Below are 21,668 nucleotides of genomic sequence, written 5' to 3' on the forward strand. Positions count from 1 at the left end.
AACTAATTTCCTTTAATACAGTATAAACGAATAAGAAAAATGGTGAAAGAAAAAAGTATATAAAGAGCGAGGAGGATTGTAGATGAAGAAAGTAGTTTGCACAATGTTCATACTGATTCTGTTAAGTGGTTGTTCAAAAGAGCCTACCATAGCGCAGCAATTCAGGGATTTCCTAATCGCTGTGAATGAAAAAGAAAATAAGGGGAACAACTTTGGAAGGAAGTTATACGAAAAAGAGCACAAAGAACAGGAGTTATTTATTCAACTAATGGAATTAACTCAACAGCAATATCCAGAAGTGAAGCAGCGAGTAGTTGCATTGAAAAGATCTGTACGTGAACGGTCCATGTTGCTTGAAAAAGAGGAGAGTGCTGTTCGCGAGTCGAAGGAAACTATAGGGCAATTAGCTGAAAGTATGAATCAAAAGGGATTCACTAGCCAAGTAGAAGATGTAGTGGATGCACTTACTGAACGTTCAGGAATACATGAAGCTTTCATTTTGCAGTATAAAAAACTTTTAGATAGTCAAATGCAATTATATACGCAGCTTGAAGATCAATCGGTGCGTGAACTAGGACTTCAAAAACAAGTAAGTGAAGTAAATGATCTAATTGCTGCTAGTCAGCAAACTCTAATAGAGTTTAATGAGACGACTCGGGAAGTAAATCGATTAGCGAGTCGTACATCAAAAAGTTTAGAACAGCAAAAATAAGGAAGTATATAGTAGACGGCAAGAATGGAATAGAGAATTTTTGCATGCAAAAGCTAACACATTAAATATCTGCGATAGAAATTTTAAAGCGTGTTAACAAGCCTGAGACAGAGATTGTTCATATGTAGTCTAAACAAGCATTTTGCAGATAAAGTTCGGCGTATAGAATGCTAGTGAAAAACTCTTCTGTACCAATACAGAATCGATATTGTAATAGTACAGCTTGTTTGAAATGATATATGCCAAACGAGTGAAAGTCTTTGATTACAATGGTTGACCAAGCGCTCAGTTTTGCGTATACTGAAAAATATAAGAAGTTGTATTAACTTTATTTGAAAACAATATAATACAGATAAGAAGGAGAGATCGAGATATGGTAGCTAAAAAAGGAAATCAGTATGATCCAGTGAAAGCGCTTCAACTGATTGAAAGCCAATTTGACATGGTACAAATTCTGGATGAAGAAGGAAAGATCGTGAATAAGGACTTGGATCCTAAACTTTCTGATGAAGAATTAGTGGAATTAATGAATCGCATGGTATATACACGTATCCTTGATCAGCGTTCTATTTCATTAAATAGACAGGGCCGTCTTGGATTTTATGCTCCGACTGCAGGACAAGAAGCTTCCCAGTTAGCATCACAGTATGTGCTGGAAAAAGATGATTTCATTTTACCTGGATATCGTGACGTTCCTCAGTTGTTATTCCACGGTTGGCCGTTGCATATGGCTTTCTTATGGTCAAGAGGACATTATGCGGGCAGTGTCATTCCTGATGGACTTAATATCTTCCCACCACAAATCATTATTGGTGCACAATACGTTCAAGCAGCAGGAGTAGGTCTAGGCTTTAAGAAAAAAGGAAAGAAATCAGTTGTTATTACGTACACGGGTGACGGCGGAACATCTCAAGGGGACTTCTATGAAGGATTGAACTTCGCAGGAGCATATCAAGTGCCTGCTATCTTCATCATTCAGAATAACCAGTATGCGATTTCTACACACCGTGATGTACAAACTGCAGCTAAAACACTTGCCCAAAAAGGTGTAGCGGCAGGCGTGCCAAGTGTATTGGTTGATGGAATGGATCCGTTAGCAGTATACGTTGCAACACGTGATGCTAGAGAGCGTGCAGTTAATGGAGATGGACCGACACTTATTGAAACAATGTGTTACCGTTATGGGCCGCATACGATGGCAGGCGATGATCCAACACGCTACCGCACATCCGATGTTGACACTGAATGGGAAAAGCGTGACCCAATCGTTCGATTCAGAACATACCTAGAAGCGAAAGGTATTTGGTCTAAAGAGCAAGAGGAAAAAGTGATTGAACGTGCGAAAGAAGAAATTAAAGAAGCAATCAAAAAAGCAGACGGTGAGCCTAAACAAAAGGCTTCAGACTTTATGAAGATTATGTATAAAGGCGAAATCCCGTTTAACCTACAAGAGCAATTAGATGCGTATGTTGGAAAGGAGTCGAAATAACCCATGGCAGAATTAACAATGATTCAAGCAATTACAGAAGCACTCCGTACTGAGCTGAAAGCAGATGAAAATGTATTGCTGTTCGGTGAAGACGTTGGGGCTAACGGAGGTGTCTTCCGTGCCACGGAAGGCCTCCATAAAGAATTTGGCGAAGAGCGAGTATTTGATACACCGCTAGCTGAGTCCGGTATTGGCGGATTAGCAATTGGTCTAGCGCTTACTGGTTTCCGTCCTATCATGGAAATTCAATTCTTCGGTTTTCTATTTGAAGTGATGGATTCTGTAAGTGGTCAAATCGCAAGAATGAACTTTAGAACAGGTGGACACTTCAATGCACCTATTACGATTCGCGCACCATTTGGCGGCGGTGTAGCAACACCTGAAATGCATGCGGATAGCCTAGAAGGTCTTGTAGCATCACAACCTGGTTTAACTGTCGTTATTCCTTCGACTCCTTACGATGCAAAAGGTCTGCTGATCTCTGCAATTAAGAGTGACGATCCAGTCATTTTCTTGGAGCATATGAAATTGTATCGTTCATTCAGACAAGAAGTTCCTGAAGAAGAATATTCTATTCCTTTAGGAAAAGCAGATGTGAAGCGTGAAGGTACAGATTTAACAATTGTCACATACGGCGCGATGGTTCAAGAAAGCCTGAAAGCTGCTGAAGCACTTGAAAAAGAAAATTACTCAGTGGAAGTAATCGACTTGCGCACAATTCAGCCACTTGACGTAGAAACAATTATCAAATCAGTTGAAAAAACAAATCGTGCAATTGTTGTACAAGAAGCGCAACGTCAAGCCGGAATTGCTGCTAATGTAGTAGCTGAAATTACGGAACGTGCAATCTTGAGCCTAGAAGCTCCTGTGCTACGTGTGACAGCGCCAGATACAGTGTATCCATTCGCAGCAGGCGAGAATACATGGTTGCCTAACGCGAAAGATATTGCAGCGAAAGCAAAAGAAGTTCTGACATTCTAAATACTTATTGGACAATCCAGGAAGGGTGAATTACGTGACTTATGAATTTCGATTACCAGATATTGGTGAAGGTATACACGAAGGGGAGATCGTCAAGTGGTTCGTTAAACCAGGCGATGTAATCCAGGAAGATGATACATTACTAGAAGTGCAAAATGATAAATCAGTAGTAGAAATTCCATCACCTGTATCGGGTACTGTAGAAGAAATTTATGTTTCTGAAGGTACCGTAGCAGTGGTTGGAGATAAATTGGTGCGTTTTGACGCGCCAGATCATGACATACCGGATCATGATGATGAGGATGAGGAAAGCGTAGACTCCTCAAAAGAAGAAGCAAGTGCGGAAAAATCCCATGAGCAAGTCGGGGAAGCTTTGGGAAGCGTAGATTCCAAAAAACCGGAACAGGCAACTGAGCAGCAGCCATCTGCTGAACTGGAACAAGCGCAACCTTCTAATGCATCTCGTGGTGATGTGGATGAAAATCGCCGTGTCATTGCAATGCCATCTGTACGTAAATATGCACGTGAAAATGATGTCACGATTGCACAAGTAGCAGGCAGTGGCAAAAATGGTCGTGTTTTAAAAGAAGATATAGATTCATTTAAATCAGGTGGTCAACAACAACCTGCGACTGAATCAACAGAATTACCACAAGATGCACAGACACAAGCAGCATCTGAAAAACAAGCACCTGTCTTTGAAGGTGAATTCCCGGAAACACGCGAGAAATTGTCACCTATGCGAAAGGCAATCTCAAAAGCTATGTCGAACTCCAAACATACAGCAGCACACGTTACATTGCTGGATGAAGTGGATGTTACAGCGCTCGTGGCACACAGAAAAGAATTTAAAGCAATTGCAGCGGAAAGAGATATTAAATTAACGTATCTTCCTTATGTAGTGAAAGCACTTGTTGCTACTTTGCGTAAATTCCCGCAATTAAATACGTCATTAGATGATGAAACTGAAGAGTTAATTCAAAAACATTATTATAATATTGGAATTGCAGCAGATACAGACCGTGGCTTAATGGTACCGGTTGTAAAAAATGCAGATCGTAAATCCGTGTTCGCTATTTCGGATGAAGTGAATGAACTCGCTGGTAAAGCGCGTGATGGAAAACTTCAAGCAGCAGAAATGAAAGGCGCATCATGTACGATCACGAATATTGGTTCAGCAGGTGGATTGTGGTTTACACCAATTATTAACCACCCAGAAGTAGCTATTTTAGGTATCGGAAGAATTTCTGAAAAACCTGTAGTAAAAAATGGTGAAATTGTACCTGCACCTATGTTAGCATTATCTTTAGTGTTTGATCACAGAGTGATTGATGGCGTAACGGGGCAGTTAGCGTTAAACTATCTTAAGGAATTACTAAGTAACCCATCACTTTTATTAATGGAGGCGTAAAGCAAATGGTAGTAGGAGATTTTCCAATTGAAGTAGACACGCTCGTAGTTGGTTCAGGTCCCGGAGGTTATGTTGCAGCAATTCGCGCAGCACAACTCGGTCAAAAAGTAACAATTGTAGAAAAAAATACAATCGGTGGCGTATGTTTAAACGTTGGTTGTATTCCTTCTAAAGCTATGATTTCTGTTGGACATCGTTTTGTGGCTGCTAAGAACTCTGATTCTATGGGAATTACTGCACAATCTGTCGAATTAGATTTCTCGAAAGCTCAGAAGTTTAAAGAGAGCGTTGTTTCCAAATTAACAGGTGGCGTATCAGGATTGTTAAAAGGTAATAATGTAGAGACAGTTGAAGGGGAAGCATATTTCGTAGATGCTAACACTGTACGTGTCATGACAGATAAATCTGCACAAACGTATAAATTCAACAATGTCATTATCGCAACTGGTGCACGTCCAGTTGAAATTTCTTCTTTCAAATTTACTGATCGCGTAATCAATTCTACTGGCGCTTTAAATTTAAAAGAATTGCCGAAAAAGCTTGTCGTTGTTGGTGGCGGTTATATCGGTACAGAACTAGGGTCAGCTTATGCGAATCTAGGTTCTGAAGTAACCATTCTTGAAGGTGCAGACGATATTCTTGCAGGTTTCGAGAAACAAATGACTCAAATCGTCAAAAAAGGCTTAAAGAAAAAAGGCGTTGAAGTAGTTGTTAAAGCATCTGCTAAGGGCGTTGAAGAAACAAAAGATGGCGTCGTAGTAACATACGAAGCTAAAGGTGAAGAAGTGAAAGTTGAAGCGGACTACGTTTTAGTAACTGTAGGTCGTCGTCCAAATACAGATGAAATCGGCTTGGAAGGTCTTGGCTTGAACATGACTGACCGTGGTTTGATCGAAGTGGACAAGCAGTGCCGCACAAACATCCCGAATGTATACGCAATCGGTGATATCGTAGCTGGACCACAGCTTGCACACAAAGCATCTTATGAGGCGAAAATTGCAGCAGAAGCTATTTCTGGAGAAAAATCTGAAGTTGATTATATGGCTATTCCAGCTGTATGCTTCACAGATCCAGAACTTGCTACGGTTGGCTTAAACGAAAAGCAAGCAAAAGACGAAGGATACGATGTTGTGACTGGTAAATTCCCGTTTGCAGCAAACGGACGTGCTCTTTCATTGGATGCTACAGAAGGTTTCGTGAAGCTTGTTGGCCGTAAAGAAGATGGCTTATTACTTGGTGCACAAATCGTTGGTGAAAATGCTTCTGATATGATTGCAGAGCTAGGACTAGCGATTGAAGCGGGTATGACTCTTGAAGATATTTCTATGACGATCCATGCTCACCCTACTTTAGGTGAGATTTCCATGGAAGCAGCAGAAGTAGCTCTTGGTAAGCCGATTCATATGATGACGAAATAAAACAACTAGAATTTAACAGCCCATGGGAATATTTTTTCTCATGGGCTATTTTCATATTTTGAATTAACTGGAGGTGTTGTCATGTGGAAAACTAGAGTGACAGAACTATTTGGAATTCAATACCCGATTGTGCAAGGTGGTCTTGCGTATTTAGCGTATGCAGATCTTGCAGCTGCGGTTTCTGAAGCAGGAGGTCTTGGTCAAATAACAGCAATGAGTTTGCCATCTCCCGAAGCATTGAAAGAAGAAATCCGCCGTGTACGTCAAAAAACAACTAAACCATTCAGTGTGAATTTTGCCATTGGTAATCATGGAAGATCATATGAAGCGATGGTGGAAGCGGCACTAGAAGAAGATATTAATATTATCTCGGTTACGGGTGGGAATCCCGCACCTTTATTTGAAATGTTAAAAGGAACTGACGTCAAGAAACTAGTGCTAGTAGCAGCCAGAAGACAAGCGCAAAAGGCTGAAGAAATTGGAGCTGACGCTGTCATAGCAGTTGGGCAAGAAGGCGGGGGACATTTAGGTCGTGATGATATTGGCACGATGGTATTAATTCCGAGGATTGTAGATTCAGTCAGTATACCAGTAATAGGGTCAGGCGGCATTGGTGATGGGCGAGGCTGGATGGCAGCTCAAGCACTCGGAGCAGAGGGAATAGAGATGGGTACACGTTTTATTGCGACGAAAGAATGTGTCGACGCGTCACCTGCTTATATAGAATCCCTTTTGGCGAGTAGCGAGCAAGATACAACGATCATTAAACGTACAATCGGTGCGCCTGCACGTGCATTATCGAATGAATGGACTAAAAAGATTCTGCAGCTAGAAGCAGAAAACGCTGGTTATGAAGGATTAAAAACATATATTAGCGGTGAAGCCAATTGTAAGTTTATTCACGAAGGTTCGGAAGATCAAGGTTTCGGCTGGGGTGGCCAAGTAACCGGTATGATCGATGATGTACCTAGCGTAGCTGAATTGTTTGAACGAATGAAAAACGAAGCGACATCCATACGAGAAAAATGGAGTATCAGATAAGGAGAGAAATAGATGGCAGGTTATCAATATCCGCTACGCGCGGAATGGTCGACAGAAGAAATTGTAAAGGTGATCGACTTTTTTACCAAAGTAGAGCAAGCATACGAATCAACAATCGAGCGAGACGAATTCATGAGGTATTACCGTGGCTTTAAAAGTGTAGTGCCATCCATGGCAGAAGAAAAAACGCTGTGCAAAGAATTCGAGGAAAGTAGTAGCTATGTAGCATTCCGCGTAGTAAAAGCAGCAAAAGAAAGTCAGCCAGGGGAACTACTCAAGGTGAAAAAATAACAAAATCGCACTTATAGTGAGCGGTCCTCACGAGTAATTACTATGTACACGATGGATTGAAAATGAGAGAAACGTAAAAAAGTACATTTTGAATAGTCACTAGTCTTGGAGTTGTTTTAGAAGTCATTATTTTAAATGGCTATCTAGGACAGCTTCTTTTTTGGGTTTCAGTGGGTAGATAAAGGATGACGATAGAAAAGTGACGGCTAAGCGTGTTGAGTAGGGATTTGTGCTCCTAACGCTTCGCTTTTACTCGCAAAAGCCGTTCTCCGTAACGGCTCTTCCCGCGGGCCCATGGAAAAGCGTCCTCCAACTGGAGCTTCCATCCCTCCTACTCACAAACTCACTTACTACTTCGAAGTCTTTGACTTTGAACTTTCACTCATATAAAAAAGATGCCCACTATAACTTCAGGGGCATCTCTAATTTACTGTAATATTTTTTCAATCAAAAGAATGAATAACTACATCATAAACAGGCAATAACTTCGTGAACGTATCTTCTGCATACTCGTAAAATTGCTCCTCATTTAGCTTTGCCGCTTCTTCTTGTGGTAGATGGCGACCAACTAAAAACTCTGCCTTTTTCACCGTTTGCAGACGATCCAATAACTTCTCAAGGCCTTCGTTACCTACTTCGCTAATACGCTCGGCATCAGGTTTCATGTGATCTCCTGATACCACAAAATCATCAGGTAAAGAAGTTAGTACGTTCAAGTTCTTTTCTAAACGTTCAGCAATCCCTTTTTTATCGGGATTTTCATAAATAATTGCAAGCACGATGAATAAATGAGTGCCCCATAAGCCAATCTGAAAGTGAGGTAACGCTTTATAACCTCTCTTAGCAGGAGCGAATGCCACCCAGCTATCTCGTGGCGGATTTACAGTTCGTCTTGCGTGTTTTGCAACATGTGGAAAAAACTCACCCGTACCGTGTGCGGAAAGGCGGTGTGCAAAATGATTTCCTAAATCTTTGAACTTAGGTTGTATCTTTTCTTGCAAAGCTTTCATGCGATTATCCAAGCCATCAATGGTAAAAACATCGAAATCATTTGATGACCAATAAGACTGAATCAAGAAAATCTCCTCCAGTTTGTAGTGACTACGTTTATCTTATCAGTAAACGGGGAATAATTTAAAATAACAAGGCTTCTAACCAATAGGAGTCGGAATTTTCGCATATCTTATTATAAGACGGTTAGAGTCAAATATTAACTTAAAAGGGGTGCTACTTATGAAACAGGTCGTTCATTTTATCCGAAAAGAAGATGTTGAGAGAGAATATGTGAGAACTTTACAATTGGAATTGGATTATGAATTAGCTACTCTATACGATGCCCTGCAAGATCAAGACACGGTTCAAGTTGATAAAAGTAAACTAAGGTTAAGTGAAATTCACAACGAATTGGAGACGCTGAATGTTTTCTCGATGTAAGTATGACTTATGCAAAAGACATCCCCATTTACTTCAGATTTGAAGAAAATGTGACGGGGTGTCTTTTTACTTAATACCCTGTAACCGTTATCTCTTTTGTTCCGTTACCTCTGTGTTATACTAGCACTAGTCGGAATGGGAAGAGGTGGCAGAATGAATCTTAATGCGATAGATCGATATGCAAAATCGTTAATCAAAGAGGCTGGCCACAAAATACGAGTGTCTTTTTTTAGTACAATTGACATCGATTCAAAGGCAGACGCTAATGATTTGGTTACCAATATCGATAGGGAAGTGGAAAGCTTTTTTATTGAACGGGTAAGACAAGATTTTCCGGAGCATAAAATGGTTTCAGAAGAGGGATTTGGAGATAAGATTTCTTCGCTTGACGGAGTAGTCTGGTTCTTGGATCCAATTGACGGAACGATGAATTTTATCCATCAAAGAAGAAACTTTGCGATTTCATTGGGGATTTATGTAGACGGCGTGGGGATGCTGGGCTACATATATGATGTAATGCGGGATGAGTTATACCATGCGGCGAAAGATGAGGGGGCTTATTTTAATGATGAGCGACTTCCGCAGCTGGAAATCACACCACTTGAAGAAGCAATTATTGGTATCAATGCTAGTTGGGTTGCGCCAAATGAACGAGTGGAAAATGAAAAAATAATCGAACTTATCACTCGTTGTCGTGGAACGCGATCATACGGTTCAGCGGCGATTGAGCTAGCATATGTATCATCTGGAAGAATTGACGCGTATATATCTATGCGACTAGCGCCTTGGGATATTGCTGGAGGGATCGTCATTGCACAAGAAGTAGGAGCTGTGGCGACGAATTTAGAGGGCGAAAACCCACATCTTCTTGGATCTGACACATTTATTGTCACACGTCCAGGATTGCATGAGGAGATTTTATCGAAATACATCCGACTAAAATAAAAAAGGGGCTGTTTGTTAAACCTAAGTGGTTTAATGTACAGTCCCTTTAAGCTGTTTAAAGCGTGCCTTCCCTACGCATACGTGCTTTTGTTTTGAATCCGTTACCCATTATTAAAATTAGAGCGACAATGGCCAGAATGACAACTAGTATGCTACGCATACCTACTCCGACACCTATTGCAGACATGGAAAGTACGGCGCCCAGTGAATAAATTACGAAAATCCACTTAATGTCTTTCAAAAAAATCCCTCCATATAATTTAAAATGTTATTTAATTGAACTATCTTGTGCTATAATAACACAGTTGAACATCTGAAATAAAGATAAACGGAGTGAAAAAATGACAAACGAACGTACTGATCTTAGAAATATTGCAATTATTGCCCACGTAGACCATGGTAAAACGACATTAGTCGATCAATTACTTAAACAATCCGGTATTTTCCGTTCGAACGAGCACGTTGATGACCGCGCAATGGACTCAAACGAATTAGAGCGTGAGCGAGGAATTACGATTCTAGCTAAAAACACGGCTATTGAATATAATGACACAAAAATCAACATCTTGGATACACCAGGTCACGCTGACTTTGGTGGCGAAGTAGAACGAATCTTGCGCATGGTTGATGGCGTAATTTTAGTTGTTGACGCATTCGAAGGCTGTATGCCACAAACTCGTTTCGTATTGAAAAAAGCTTTGGAAACAAACTTGAAGCCAATTGTTGTTGTAAATAAAATTGACCGTGAGTTTGCAAGACCAGAAGAAGTAGTAGACGAAGTACTTGAATTATTCATTGAGCTTGATGCAAATGATGAGCAATTGGAATTCCCAGTTGTTTATGCTTCAGGATTCAACGGTACAGCAAGTCTTTCTCCTGATCCTGAAACACAAGAAGACACATTACGTGTTCTTTATGAGTCAATTCTTAAAAACATTCCATCACCAATCGACAATCGTGACGAACCACTTCAGTTCCAAGTATCACTACTTGATTACAACGACTATGTTGGTCGTATCGGAATCGGTCGTATTTTCCGTGGAACGATGAAAGTTGGAGAGTCAGTTGCTGTTCTTAAGCGTGATGGTTCTGTAAAGACTTTGCGTGTAACAAAATTATACGGATTCATGGGCTTGAAAAGAGTCGAAGTACAAGAAGCATATTCTGGTGACTTGGTAGCTGTTTCTGGAATGGGCGATATTGATGTCGGCGAGACAGTATGTCCAACTGATCATCAAGAAGCACTTCCTGAGCTTCATATTGATGAGCCGACACTGCAAATGCGTTTCCTAGTGAACAACAGTCCATTCGCAGGCCGCGAAGGTAAATGGGTAACGGCACGTAAGATTCAAGAACGTTTGGATCAACAGCTTGAGACTGATGTTTCATTGCGAGTAGAACCAACAGATTCTCCGGACGAATGGATTGTATCTGGACGTGGAGAACTTCACTTGTCTATTCTCATTGAAAACATGCGTCGTGAAGGATTCGAACTTCAAGTGTCCAAACCTCAAGTAATCATCCGTGAAATCGATGGTAAGCGTAGCGAGCCTTATGAGCGCGTTCAAATTGATGTACCGGAAGAACACACTGGATCTATCATCGAATCTATCGGTGAGCGTAAAGGTGAAATGTTGGATATGATCAATAACGGTAACGGACAAGTGCGTTTAATCTTCTTGGTACCGGCTCGTGGATTGATTGGTTACACTACAGATTTCCTTACGTTAACACGTGGATATGGAATCCTGAACCACACGTTTGATAGCTATAAGCCAGTCACTACAGGTAAAATCGGTGGCAGACGTCACGGTGTTCTAGTTTCAATGGAGAACGGTACTGTAACGGGTTACGGTGTAATGCAATTAGAAGACCGCGGAACTATGTTTGTAGAAACAGGAGCGGAAATCTATGCAGGTATGGTAGTTGGAGAAAGTAATCGTGATAGCGACTTGACAATCAACTTAACGAAAATCAAGCACGCTACTAACGTTCGTTCTGCTACGAAAGACCAAACAGTTACAACGAAAAAACCACGTATTTTATCGCTTGAAGAAGCACTACAATACATTGGTGATGACGAGTACTGTGAAGTTACACCACAAACAATTCGTTTGCGCAAGAAAGTTCTCGATAAGAGTGAACGCGAACGTGTAAACAAAAAGAAAAAACTTGGCGAATAATATAAATAGAAGGGGATGTATGAAATGAGAGTAGAGGATTCAGAAATGGTCTATAATCGAATGTCGGGCACTGCGCGCATGATCTATGAATTTGCGCCGAGTTTCTCGGCTGCCGGCTATATTCTGTTCGCCCTCGTTTTCATCATGTCTGCTATTGTGTATAAGCTTGGATTTGCGAGAAAGATCAGTTTTTGGCAGAACTTTATCATATATGCATTCCTCTTTATAGGATGCTTAATATTGACATTTTTAGCCTTCTTCCTTCCTATCGTGGAAGGACTGTTCGTAGCTGCTGCCATTCTCATTATCTATCGAGTTCGTCGCATGAATGAACACAAAAAAGACTCCGTTACTCAGTAACGGAGTCTTTTTATATGATTAAAAATCTTTTTCTGTAAGATGTGAGCTGCGATAAAAAACAAAGTTACCGGTTGCAATTCGTTTCTCTGTCAAATCGCTAATCCGCTCCCTGCAAGTAGGGCACATATACGTATGAATAGGCCGATTTCTCAGTTTCTTAGCAAGTGGATTATCATCTTCTAAATGATCGATTTCGTCACAAAGGACACATTTAACGCGCATTCGATCCTCTCCTTCAATCCACTTGGATCGCTTGAACATGACGGATCGGAGAATCTTCATTCGAACCGTCTTTAAACAGTACATGTACAGGACCATCTTCTCGAAGAGGTTTACCTTTATGACTGAATTTGAATATAATGTTGGCTGCTTCCTCAAGTGGATACGTGTATTTATCATCTTCCGTAATAAGCGTAAATGTTGTAGCGTTTGCTGATGGAACCGCATTGTGTATGAATGGTTTTAATATAATACCAAAGCTACTAGATAACATTTTATCTTTTTCATAACGCTTTTCACTTTTTAATGTAGGTGGTTGAATGGCACCTTCCATAATCTCTCTAGACCAGTGTTTACCCATTTTCTCTTTATACTCTTCCATTTCATCTTTCTCGACAAATTCCTCAGTGAAGAATTCATCCAGATCGATACGTCGATCATCAAATATCCAAACAGTTGGATCCAGTGTGATTGCATGTTTTACATTTCCGGTAATCGGTATAATAAGTTCCAAAATACTTCCCCCTCATTCCATAGTCACTAGAGTAAGTATACCTTTTCATAGAAGAAGTGAAAAGGATTTCATTTCAGTTCATATTTTTCATTGGGTAACACTTGCATTTTGCAAGAGCAAAAGATACAATTTAATCATTAACACCTTGCGGGAATAATGAATAATGGGGGCGTCTCCATGGATATAGAAGTTCAAGATACGTATAAAGAACAAGCCATGAAACAATTGCAAATTGATGCGGATAAAATTGCAAAACTGATCAAAGTTCAAATGGATAATTTAACGATGCCGCAATGCCCACTATATGAGGAAGTGCTTGATACGCAAATGTACGGGTTATCCCGTGAGATTGATTTTGCTGTAAAGCTTGGTTTAGTCGAACAAGACAAAGGCCGTGAAATAATCTCTGTACTGGAAAAAGAGTTAAATATCTTACATGAACTGTATACAAATAAATAAATGGAAGACTCAAACTACTCCAACGGTTTGAGTTTTTTATTTAGGACGATGAGGTACTAACAAATGAAGACTTATATGAATCGAATTTTACGCAATTTTGACTATCCATTATTTATCGTATACTTGCTGCTCTGTGTATTTGGATTGATTATGATTTACAGTGCAAGTATAGTCTGGGCGGTAAATATCTATAATTATGAACCATCGCACTTCTTTATAAAACAGTTGAAGAACCTGGCCTTAGCAATTCCAGCGTTCCTTATGGTCTCAATTATACCGTACCGACATTATAGGAATAAAAAGTTCCTTTACGGCACGCTAATATTAATGTTTAGCTTATTGATCCTAGTAAAGTTCATCGGCTTCGGCGGTGACACAGTAGGTGCAAAGAGCTGGATTACTATGCCATTTGGACTTGGTAACTTACAGCCGACAGAAATAGCGAAAATTGCTTTTATCGTTTATTTTTCTGGAGTATTTGCAAATAAATACTACGCAGGCACATTGGATGAAATCAGAACTACAATTTTTCCGACATTCTCTGTTTTAACCGCATCTTTGCTATTAGTGTTGCTAGAACCAGACTTTGGAGCTACTATGATTTTGTTCTTGGTAGCTATATCCGTAATTATGGCAAGTGGCATGAAAGTAAAAAATTACTTGATCATTAGTCGTTTCTTTGCATTATTAGGTGTGTTGATCGGTATTGTGTTGTGGATTAAGTGGGAAACAGTCATGACTGCTTCACGCATGGGGCGTTTTTTAGCCTTTACAGATCCCTTTGAATACATACAAGGTTCAGGCTTACAAATAGTCAATGGATACATTGCAATCGGCGCTGGAGGGCTTAAAGGAGTGGGCTTAGGAAACAGTATTCAGAAACTTGGCTATTTACCTGAGCCACATACTGATGTTATCATGGCAGTAATCTCTGAAGAAACTGGAATACTCGGAACAACACTTGTTCTAGGGGGACTCTTTTTCATTGTGATGAGAGCATTTTCTGTTGCACTGCGTACAAAAGACGCACATGCAAGAATGCTCGCAGCTGGTGTTGGTAGTTTAATTGCTATTCAAACACTAGTGAACTTAGGAGGATTGACAGGATTGATTCCGTTAACAGGTGTTACGTTGCCATTTATTAGTTATGGTGGTACATCGGTTGTATTCTTGTCGATTGCGCTTGGCATACTAATGAACGTTTCGATGTTTGTGAAGTATGAGAGATCAGAATAGAGGGGATGGATTTGTTGGTGGAGAGAAGAGAGATCAAGAAAGTACTAGTCGCGAATCGCGGCGAGATTGCAATTCGTGTATTTCGAGCATGTACAGAACTAGGCATTGCTACAGTAGGTATTTATTCAGCAGAAGACCGTGCATCTCTACATCGTTACAAGTCCGATCAGTCATTTTTAATAGGTGAGGGTAAGAAACCTATCGATGCATACTTGGATATTGAAGGGATTATCGACATCGCCAAGAAAGCAAATGTCGATGCAATTCATCCGGGCTATGGTTTTTTAGCAGAGAATGCCCAGTTCGCTGCACGTCTAGAAGAAGAAGGGATTATCTTTATTGGCCCGACATCAAGACATTTAGAAATGTTTGGCGATAAAGTAAAAGCTAGAGAGCAAGCAATATTAGCTGACATCCCGGTTATCCCAGGTAGTGATGGACCAGTTACCTCAGTTGAAGAGGTTGCTAGTTTTGGTGAGCGGCATGGCTATCCTATTATTATTAAAGCTTCTTTAGGCGGCGGGGGACGCGGTATGCGTATCGTCCAATCACCAGAAGAAGTACAAGAAGCGTTTAATCGCGCGAAATCCGAAGCGAAATCTGCGTTTGGCTCGGATGAGGTGTATGTAGAGAAATATATTACGAAACCTAAACACATAGAAGTGCAAATATTAGGTGATACATATGGGGAAATTGTCCATTTGTACGAACGTGACTGTTCAATTCAGCGCCGCCACCAAAAGGTAGTGGAAATTGCTCCTTCCATTTCACTTACGGAAGAATTACGGCATGCAATTTGTGATGCAGCTGTTAAACTATCAAAAAATATATCGTATATTAACGCGGGTACAGTAGAATTTTTAGTAGCTGATGATTCCTTCTATTTCATCGAAGTCAATCCACGGATTCAAGTGGAGCATACAATTACTGAAATGATTACGGGAATTGATATCGTTCAATCACAGATTATGATTGCTGCAGGAGAGTCTCTTCATTCTGAAAAGGTTAACATTCCAGTACAACAGGATATTCCGTTATTTGGTTACGCAATACAGTCCCGTGTCACGACGGAAGATCCGTTAAATGATTTCATGCCGGATACAGGCAAAGTAATGGTCTATCGTTCAAGTGGCGGATTCGGTGTTCGCTTGGATACGGGTAATGCGTACCAAGGATCTGTTATCAGCCCTTACTATGATTCACTGTTAGTAAAAGTTTCAACTTGGGGACAGACATTTGGGGATGCTGCAAGCAAAATGCACAGAAATTTGAAGGAATTCAGAATACGTGGAATTAAAACAAATATTCCTTTCCTTGAAAATGTAGTGTGCCATGAAAACTTCCTATCAGGCGAGTACAACACAAGCTTTATCGATGAAACGCCTGAGTTATTTGCATTTGCCAAGAAACAAGATAGAGGAACGAAAATGTTATCTTATCTTGGAAATGTCACTATTAATGGATTCCCTGGTATTGATGATGCGACACGTCCAGTTCTCCATCCAGTACGTATCCCTAAAATCGATTACAGTGCGCCAGTACAAAAGGGAACGAAACAAATTTTAGATGAGCAAGGTGCAGATGGATTAGTCAAATGGGTGTTGGGGCAAGACGATGTACTATTGACAGATACTACGTTCCGCGATGCGCATCAGTCTTTGTTGGCTACGCGTATGAGAACGAAAGAGTTAACACAAATTGCAACGGAAAGTGCGCATCTATTACCTGATCTCTTCTCATTTGAGATGTGGGGTGGCGCGACATTCGATGTAGCGTACCGTTTCTTAAAAGAAAGCCCGTGGGATCGACTGGAGAAATTACGTGAGCAAGTTCCTAATGTGTTGTTCCAGATGCTATTCAGAGGGGCCAATGCCGTTGGTTATACAAACTACCCCGATAACGTCATTCGTGAATTCATAAAAGAATCGGCTTCATCAGGTATTGATGTATTCCGAATATTCGACAGCTTGAATTGGATCAAAGGCATGGAAGTCGCAATTGATGAAGCACGTTCGACAGGAAAGATTGCAGAAGCAACGATTTGTTATACAGGTGATATTCTGGACGACAACCGTGCCAAATATACGGTCAACTACTACAAAGAGATGGCCAAAGAGCTCGAAGCAGTCGGTGCTCATATATTGGCAATCAAAGACATGGCAGGATTGTTGAAGCCTGAAGCGGCTTATCGTCTAGTGTCAGAATTGAAAGCGTCAACAAGTCTGCCAATTCATTTGCATACGCATGATACGAGCGGTAACGGTATTTATATGTATGCTAAAGCAATTGATGCTGGTGTCGACATTGTCGATACAGCAATTGGGTCCATGGCGGGTATGACGTCACAACCATCTGCCAATTCACTTGCTTACGCCATGCAAAATAATAAACGACATGTTCGTGCAAATACAGAGTCATTAGAAAAACTGTCGCACTACTGGGAAGATGTACGAAAATACTACAAACCGTTTGAGAGTGGTATGAACAGTCCGCATTCAGAGATCTATGTACATGAAATGCCAGGGGGACAATATTCAAATCTACAACAACAGTCTAAAGCCGTTGGACTGGGAGAACGCTGGGAAGAAGTGAAGAAAATGTACTCCCGCGTGAACTTCCTCTTTGGAGACATTGTCAAAGTAACGCCTTCATCCAAAGTAGTAGGGGATATGGCATTGTTCATGGTGCAAAATGAATTGGATGAGCATACGGTTATTGAAAAGGGACAAACAATTGATTTCCCTGAATCTGTTATTGAGTTCTTCGAAGGTTCAATCGGTCAACCGTATGGCGGCTTCCCTAAAGAGTTGCAGGAAGTAATATTGAAAGGTCGCAAAGCCATCACTGTTCGTCCCGGTGAGTTATTGGCGCCGGTGAACTTCCAAGACGTACTTAAGAAGCTAACGGAGAAAATGGGCAAACCAGCTACTATGCATGATGCGCTAGCTTACGTCTTGTATCCGAAAGTGTTTGATGAGTACATCGAAACGAGAAAACAGTTTGGTGATGTTTCCGTCATCAATACTCCTGAATTCTTATACGGTTTACGTTTAGGTGAAGAAATCGAAATCGAGATTGAGTTCGGGAAAACCCTTATCGTCAAACTAGTATCAATTGGTGAGCCAAATCCGGACGGAACACGGGTGCTATACTTTGAGTTGAACGGTCAGTCACGTGAAATTATCATTCAAGATTTCCAAGTGGAAACAAAAGATGAGGCGAAACAAAAGGCTGATCCTACAAATGAGTCCCATATTGCAGCTACGATGCCTGGAACTGTTTTGCAAGTTGCGGTTTCATTAGGTGCGAGAGTAAAACGTGGGGAACACTTACTGATTACAGAGGCTATGAAAATGGAAACAACAATTCAAGCTCCTTTTGCAGGTGTTGTTAAAGCCATATATGCAGGCCCTGGAGATTCTATATCAACAGGAGACTTGCTAATTGAATTAGAACACTAAAAAAATAGCTTCCACACGCCTTCAGGGCAGTGGAAGCTGTTTTCTGTCATAAGTATACAAAAAGCGTGCAACGGCCGCCAAACAGCTGTTGCACACCTCTTGTTACTTCTTCAAACGACTTCGTGAAACGAGTAGGACTAGATAAGTTAACAAACCGAATAATAAAGTGACGAACAAGGAGTGTAGTAAAGCAAAATAGAGATTCAACTTCGTCAGTACAACTATCATTCCAGTTGTGGCTTGTGCAAGTACTAAGGCGAATGCTGAGATCCATCCCCAGTATAGAACACGCTGATTCTTGTAATGCTTTATTGCTTGAATAGCGATAAAACCAATCCATATAACTATCATGGCGGCAGCCAAACGATGGCCCATCTGAATCCATTCGTACATGTTGTTAGGTAAGCTAAATTCGTTATTGCGGCATAGTGGCCAATCAGAACAGATCAGACCAGAATCCGTATGACGAACAAGTGCGCCAGTGTAAATTACAATGTATGAATAAATCGTTACGCCAATTGTGTGGAAGCGCATTGAATTATCTATACGTAATTTATCTGAATCAAATTTTTGATCCACTTCAAATACCAATAATGTCAGCAGGAATACTGCTGCAAATGAGATAAGCGATATACCGAAGTGAAGCGCAAGTATAAAGTCACCTTGACCCCATAAAACTTGTGCTGCTCCTATCAATGCTTGTAAAACCAAGAAAAATATTGCCATGAATGCCAAGAACTTTGTTTCACGGACATGACCAAGTGCTTTCCACGACCATACAGCTAAGATGACGATGAAAATACCTACTGCACCAGTTACTAAACGGTGCGAGAACTCGATTAATACTTCTGCTGTGATGTCATCCGGAATAAGTTGTCCATTACATCCCGGCCAATGTCTTCCGCACCCCATGCCGCTGTCGGTTTTCGTAACGAGAGCTCCACCAAGTAAAATCGCAAGCATTCCGATCGTGGAAGCTACTCCAAACCACTTTAAAAATCTGTTGTATCGCAAGTATGAAACACCTTCTTCTATTGAATTGACCATAAAAAGGTCGATTTACAGTAAATTTTGCCCGGTAAACAGAAATAATTATCTGGAAACATATGAGTGAATCTCGTGGAATTCTGTTGAATCAGGGCAGCTATTGCAAGCTTTATGATAACGAAAAACTCTTGGAAACACAATGCATGTACGTAATAAACCACTGATGTATAAGGCTTTTCACAAATTGTTCATAAAATAGTCTCTTTAACTTCACAAATGGGAGTCAGAAATGCTTTACTATATAGGAGGTGAAGGTCAAAGACACAAAGGTTGCACGAAACCGCTATAAATTGAGAAATGGTCTAGAAATTGCGGACGTTTTTCGATATAGTAGGTGATAGGGTCTTTGCTGAAAACTTTGAAAGGAGGGTTATTATGTCAAACGGTCGAACGCTTTCGACAGTTGTAGATCCAAAAGTAGAGACAATCACCTTATGGAAAGACTTTTTGGCGCTGATCAAAATTGGTATTGTCAATTCGAATTTGATCACCACGTTCACCGGTCTATTTTTGGCATTTCAATTCACCGGTAAAAGTTTTCTCCACAATTTTGATCTACTGGTATTTGCGATTTTAGGTACTGGATTGATCATCGCATCGTCAGGTGCTATGAATAACTTGATTGATCGCGATATTGATCCCGTTATGTCGAGAACGAAGTCGAGACCGACAGTAACAGGTAGATTTAAAGCTCCCGCTGTGATGACGTTAGCCGTTACATTTCTAGTGGTAGGAGAAGTGTTATTATTCTCTGCATCATCTATGGCTGGTTGGCTAGGCATCCTGGGTGTATTCGCTTACGTTGTTTTGTACTCCATGTGGTCGAAACGTAGGCATGTAAGCAATACTGTAGTAGGAAGTCTTTCAGGAGCAATACCACCCCTTATCGGATGGGCAGCTGTTGATCCTACACTGCCAATGGGAGCGTGGGCATTGTTTTTAATCATGTTCATATGGCAACCACCGCATTTCTATGCGTTGGCTATGCGCAGAACAGAAGAGTATCGGGCAGCTAACATTCCGATGCTACCTGTAGTAAAAGGATTTGAGCGGACGAAAAAGTCCATGCTTATGTGGGTACTACTGTTGTTCCCATTGCCTTTCTTGTTATCGGAGCTCGGTACTGCGTTTATAGTTTTTGCAACACTGTTGAATGTCGGGTGGCTTTATCTAGCGCTGAAAGGATTTAAAGCCAAAGAAGATTTGAAGTGGGCAACCGGGATGTTTGTTTATTCTTTGAATTACATGACAATCTTGTTTGTATCTATGATTATCTTCTCAATATTCATCTAACGTATCGGAATTCTTTCTTTAAAACAGGAATTCATCATAAAGAGGCATTCAGTCCTCCATAGTAGAAAAACATTTTTTTAGAAAGAGAGGTATTAGTTAGCGATGATTAAAGGACTCAAAAAGTGGCGTCTCTTTTCTTTACTAGCGGTTTTTGCTGTGTTCATGGCAGGTTGTGGTAATGAAGAAATTTCAACCTTCCAACCGGCTGGACAAGTCGCTAATGACCAGTTCAAATTGTTGCTATTAGCATCAGGCATCATGTTACTGGTTATCATTGTAGTAGTAATTATTTACACTGTTGCATTATTCCGCTTCAGACGTTCCAAATTGGGTGAAGATCATATACCAGAGCAAGTAGAAGGAAGTCACACACTTGAACTGATTTGGACATTCATTCCAATCGTATTACTTCTTATCCTTGCAATTCCTACTGTTCACTACACGTATAAATTAGGTGATGTGCAAGCAATGGGAGCAGTTGATGATGATGGTAATGCGGAAAACTTGGTAGTAGACGTTACAGCGAAATTATATTGGTGGGAGTTCGAGTATCCTGATCTAGGAATTGTTACGGCTCAGGAACTAGTAGTACCTACTGATGAAAAAGTTTATTTCAACTTGATTGCAGCAGACGTAAAGCACTCATTCTGGATTCCGTCAGTCGGCGGTAAGCTAGATACGAACGTTGAGAACGTGAATAAGTTCTATCTATCATTTGAGAAAGAATCTGAAGGCTTGAAAGATGGCGTTTTCTACGGGAAATGTGCTGAGCTATGCGGACCTTCTCACGCATTGATGGACTTTAAAGTAAAAACATTACCGAGAGATCAATTTGACAGCTGGGTTGCAGCTATGCAGGAATCAGCAGAAAAACCTGTTGTTGCAAATGCTGACGGCGAAGAAGTCTTCTCTCAAAGTTGTATCGGGTGTCACGCAGTTTCCGGTGTAGGTGAGTCTGGTGCACAAGGACCTAACTTGACTTCATTCGGTGACCGCAATCGTGTTGCAGGATACCTTAAACACGATGAAAAAGAATTAAAAGAGTGGATTCGAGATACACAGAAATACAAGCCAGGCAACACAATGCCTTCATTCAGTAAAGATCAAATTTCTGATGAAGAATTGGATGCATTAGCTGAATACTTAATGGGCTTAAAAGTCGCAAAATAATTTT

At 40.7% G+C, this 21,668-nt stretch carries 21 protein-coding genes; 16 read left to right on the forward strand and 5 right to left on the reverse strand.

The window, feature by feature from the left end:
- Positions 1-82 precede the first annotated feature (82 nt).
- The 7 genes from SporoP32a_RS14330 to SporoP32a_RS14360 all read left to right on the forward strand — a co-directional run bounded on the left by SporoP32a_RS14330 (position 83) and on the right by SporoP32a_RS14360 (position 7,343).
- Positions 83-712 carry a YkyA family protein gene (locus SporoP32a_RS14330; protein WP_085428514.1) on the forward strand — a complete coding sequence of 210 codons (630 nt, stop codon included), beginning with the start codon at positions 83-85 and terminating at the stop codon, positions 710-712.
- Between the two features lie 373 nt (positions 713-1,085).
- Positions 1,086-2,201, forward strand: a complete 1,116-nt coding sequence (pdhA, locus tag SporoP32a_RS14335) for a pyruvate dehydrogenase (acetyl-transferring) E1 component subunit alpha (RefSeq protein WP_085428515.1) — start codon at positions 1,086-1,088, stop codon at positions 2,199-2,201.
- Positions 2,202-2,204: 3 nt separating this feature from the next.
- Entirely contained in the window at positions 2,205-3,182 is a 978-nt protein-coding gene (locus SporoP32a_RS14340) for an alpha-ketoacid dehydrogenase subunit beta (protein ID WP_085428516.1), read from the forward strand.
- A 34-nt stretch (positions 3,183-3,216) separates the two neighbouring features.
- Positions 3,217-4,593 (forward strand): dihydrolipoamide acetyltransferase family protein, encoded by a 1,377-nt coding sequence (locus SporoP32a_RS14345; RefSeq protein ID WP_085428517.1) that lies wholly within the window; start codon positions 3,217-3,219, stop codon positions 4,591-4,593.
- A gap of 5 nt (positions 4,594-4,598) precedes the next feature.
- Positions 4,599-6,011, forward strand: coding sequence for a dihydrolipoyl dehydrogenase (lpdA, locus tag SporoP32a_RS14350; protein ID WP_085428518.1), 1,413 nt, complete (start codon positions 4,599-4,601; stop codon positions 6,009-6,011).
- A gap of 81 nt (positions 6,012-6,092) precedes the next feature.
- Complete coding sequence (locus tag SporoP32a_RS14355; protein ID WP_085428519.1) at positions 6,093-7,052, forward strand: NAD(P)H-dependent flavin oxidoreductase; 960 nt, start codon at positions 6,093-6,095, stop codon at positions 7,050-7,052.
- Positions 7,053-7,064: 12 nt separating this feature from the next.
- Positions 7,065-7,343, forward strand: coding sequence for a UPF0223 family protein (locus SporoP32a_RS14360; protein ID WP_085428520.1), 279 nt, complete (start codon positions 7,065-7,067; stop codon positions 7,341-7,343).
- A gap of 443 nt (positions 7,344-7,786) precedes the next feature.
- On the opposite strand, the gene SporoP32a_RS14365 is transcribed toward SporoP32a_RS14360, so the two are convergent.
- The gene (locus SporoP32a_RS14365; protein ID WP_085429101.1) at positions 7,787-8,416 is read right to left on the reverse strand and encodes a YktB family protein; all 630 of its coding nucleotides are present in this window, start codon (positions 8,414-8,416) and stop codon (positions 7,787-7,789) included.
- Positions 8,417-8,576: 160 nt separating this feature from the next.
- Here SporoP32a_RS14365 and SporoP32a_RS14370 point away from each other — a divergent pair, with 160 nt between their 5' ends.
- Positions 8,577-8,777, forward strand: a complete 201-nt coding sequence (locus SporoP32a_RS14370) for a hypothetical protein (RefSeq protein ID WP_085428521.1) — start codon at positions 8,577-8,579, stop codon at positions 8,775-8,777.
- A 153-nt stretch (positions 8,778-8,930) separates the two neighbouring features.
- Entirely contained in the window at positions 8,931-9,722 is a 792-nt protein-coding gene (locus SporoP32a_RS14375) for an inositol monophosphatase family protein (protein WP_085428522.1), read from the forward strand.
- 55 nt (positions 9,723-9,777) lie between these two features.
- Here SporoP32a_RS14375 and SporoP32a_RS14380 read toward each other — a convergent pair whose 3' ends face one another.
- On the reverse strand, positions 9,778-9,963 hold the full coding sequence (locus SporoP32a_RS14380; protein ID WP_085428523.1) for a YlaF family protein: 186 nt from the start codon (positions 9,961-9,963) through the stop codon (positions 9,778-9,780).
- A gap of 100 nt (positions 9,964-10,063) precedes the next feature.
- On the opposite strand from SporoP32a_RS14380, the gene typA reads away from it, so the two are divergent.
- Together typA and SporoP32a_RS14390 are read left to right on the forward strand one after the other, a co-directional pair.
- A complete protein-coding gene (gene typA, locus SporoP32a_RS14385) occupies positions 10,064-11,905 on the forward strand; it encodes a translational GTPase TypA (RefSeq protein WP_085428524.1) in 1,842 nt (613 codons plus the stop codon).
- A gap of 24 nt (positions 11,906-11,929) precedes the next feature.
- Entirely contained in the window at positions 11,930-12,265 is a 336-nt protein-coding gene (locus SporoP32a_RS14390; protein WP_335696111.1) for a YlaH-like family protein, read from the forward strand.
- Between the two features lie 18 nt (positions 12,266-12,283).
- Here the strand turns inward: SporoP32a_RS14390 and SporoP32a_RS14395 are convergent, their stop codons facing one another.
- Together SporoP32a_RS14395 and SporoP32a_RS14400 are read right to left on the reverse strand one after the other, a co-directional pair.
- Complete coding sequence (locus SporoP32a_RS14395) at positions 12,284-12,487, reverse strand: YlaI family protein (protein WP_085428526.1); 204 nt, start codon at positions 12,485-12,487, stop codon at positions 12,284-12,286.
- Positions 12,488-12,500: 13 nt separating this feature from the next.
- A complete protein-coding gene (locus SporoP32a_RS14400) occupies positions 12,501-12,998 on the reverse strand; it encodes a hypothetical protein (protein WP_085428527.1) in 498 nt (165 codons plus the stop codon).
- Between the two features lie 177 nt (positions 12,999-13,175).
- On the opposite strand from SporoP32a_RS14400, the gene SporoP32a_RS14405 reads away from it, so the two are divergent.
- The 3 genes from SporoP32a_RS14405 (at position 13,176) to SporoP32a_RS14415 (ending at position 18,154) form a co-directional block, all read left to right on the forward strand.
- The gene (locus SporoP32a_RS14405; RefSeq protein ID WP_085428528.1) at positions 13,176-13,457 is read left to right on the forward strand and encodes an Fpa/YlaN family protein; all 282 of its coding nucleotides are present in this window, start codon (positions 13,176-13,178) and stop codon (positions 13,455-13,457) included.
- A 150-nt stretch (positions 13,458-13,607) separates the two neighbouring features.
- Positions 13,608-14,693: an FtsW/RodA/SpoVE family cell cycle protein gene (locus SporoP32a_RS14410; protein ID WP_420542321.1), complete on the forward strand. Its 1,086-nt coding sequence runs from the start codon at positions 13,608-13,610 to the stop codon at positions 14,691-14,693.
- 5 nt (positions 14,694-14,698) lie between these two features.
- Positions 14,699-18,154: a pyruvate carboxylase gene (locus SporoP32a_RS14415; RefSeq protein ID WP_085428530.1), complete on the forward strand. Its 3,456-nt coding sequence runs from the start codon at positions 14,699-14,701 to the stop codon at positions 18,152-18,154.
- 102 nt (positions 18,155-18,256) lie between these two features.
- Here SporoP32a_RS14415 and SporoP32a_RS14420 read toward each other — a convergent pair whose 3' ends face one another.
- Positions 18,257-19,201: a COX15/CtaA family protein gene (locus SporoP32a_RS14420; protein ID WP_085428531.1), complete on the reverse strand. Its 945-nt coding sequence runs from the start codon at positions 19,199-19,201 to the stop codon at positions 18,257-18,259.
- A gap of 375 nt (positions 19,202-19,576) precedes the next feature.
- Here SporoP32a_RS14420 and cyoE point away from each other — a divergent pair, with 375 nt between their 5' ends.
- Together cyoE and coxB are read left to right on the forward strand one after the other, a co-directional pair.
- The gene (gene cyoE, locus SporoP32a_RS14425) at positions 19,577-20,494 is read left to right on the forward strand and encodes a heme o synthase (protein WP_085428532.1); all 918 of its coding nucleotides are present in this window, start codon (positions 19,577-19,579) and stop codon (positions 20,492-20,494) included.
- A 102-nt stretch (positions 20,495-20,596) separates the two neighbouring features.
- The gene (gene coxB / locus SporoP32a_RS14430) at positions 20,597-21,664 is read left to right on the forward strand and encodes a cytochrome c oxidase subunit II (protein WP_085428533.1); all 1,068 of its coding nucleotides are present in this window, start codon (positions 20,597-20,599) and stop codon (positions 21,662-21,664) included.
- Positions 21,665-21,668 lie beyond the last annotated feature (4 nt).

Origin of the sequence: Sporosarcina ureae, from assembly GCF_002109325.1 — a bacterium.
Taxonomy (GTDB): Bacteria; Bacillota; Bacilli; order Bacillales_A; family Planococcaceae; genus Sporosarcina; species Sporosarcina ureae_C.

Coding starts and splice junctions, on each gene's coding strand:
- SporoP32a_RS14340 (WP_085428516.1), top strand. CDS start 2,205: ATGGCAGAATTAACAATGATTCAAGCAATTACAGAAGCACTCCGTACT.
- SporoP32a_RS14375 (WP_085428522.1), top strand. CDS start 8,931: ATGAATCTTAATGCGATAGATCGATATGCAAAATCGTTAATCAAAGAG.
- lpdA (WP_085428518.1), top strand. CDS start 4,599: ATGGTAGTAGGAGATTTTCCAATTGAAGTAGACACGCTCGTAGTTGGT.
- SporoP32a_RS14395 (WP_085428526.1), bottom strand. CDS start 12,487: ATGCGCGTTAAATGTGTCCTTTGTGACGAAATCGATCATTTAGAAGAT.
- coxB (WP_085428533.1), top strand. CDS start 20,597: ATGATTAAAGGACTCAAAAAGTGGCGTCTCTTTTCTTTACTAGCGGTT.
- SporoP32a_RS14405 (WP_085428528.1), top strand. CDS start 13,176: ATGGATATAGAAGTTCAAGATACGTATAAAGAACAAGCCATGAAACAA.
- SporoP32a_RS14390 (WP_335696111.1), top strand. CDS start 11,930: ATGAGAGTAGAGGATTCAGAAATGGTCTATAATCGAATGTCGGGCACT.
- SporoP32a_RS14420 (WP_085428531.1), bottom strand. CDS start 19,201: ATGGTCAATTCAATAGAAGAAGGTGTTTCATACTTGCGATACAACAGA.
- pdhA (WP_085428515.1), top strand. CDS start 1,086: ATGGTAGCTAAAAAAGGAAATCAGTATGATCCAGTGAAAGCGCTTCAA.
- SporoP32a_RS14415 (WP_085428530.1), top strand. CDS start 14,699: ATGGATTTGTTGGTGGAGAGAAGAGAGATCAAGAAAGTACTAGTCGCG.
- typA (WP_085428524.1), top strand. CDS start 10,064: ATGACAAACGAACGTACTGATCTTAGAAATATTGCAATTATTGCCCAC.
- SporoP32a_RS14360 (WP_085428520.1), top strand. CDS start 7,065: ATGGCAGGTTATCAATATCCGCTACGCGCGGAATGGTCGACAGAAGAA.
- SporoP32a_RS14370 (WP_085428521.1), top strand. CDS start 8,577: ATGAAACAGGTCGTTCATTTTATCCGAAAAGAAGATGTTGAGAGAGAA.
- cyoE (WP_085428532.1), top strand. CDS start 19,577: ATGTCAAACGGTCGAACGCTTTCGACAGTTGTAGATCCAAAAGTAGAG.
- SporoP32a_RS14330 (WP_085428514.1), top strand. CDS start 83: ATGAAGAAAGTAGTTTGCACAATGTTCATACTGATTCTGTTAAGTGGT.
- SporoP32a_RS14410 (WP_420542321.1), top strand. CDS start 13,608: ATGATTTACAGTGCAAGTATAGTCTGGGCGGTAAATATCTATAATTAT.
- SporoP32a_RS14355 (WP_085428519.1), top strand. CDS start 6,093: ATGTGGAAAACTAGAGTGACAGAACTATTTGGAATTCAATACCCGATT.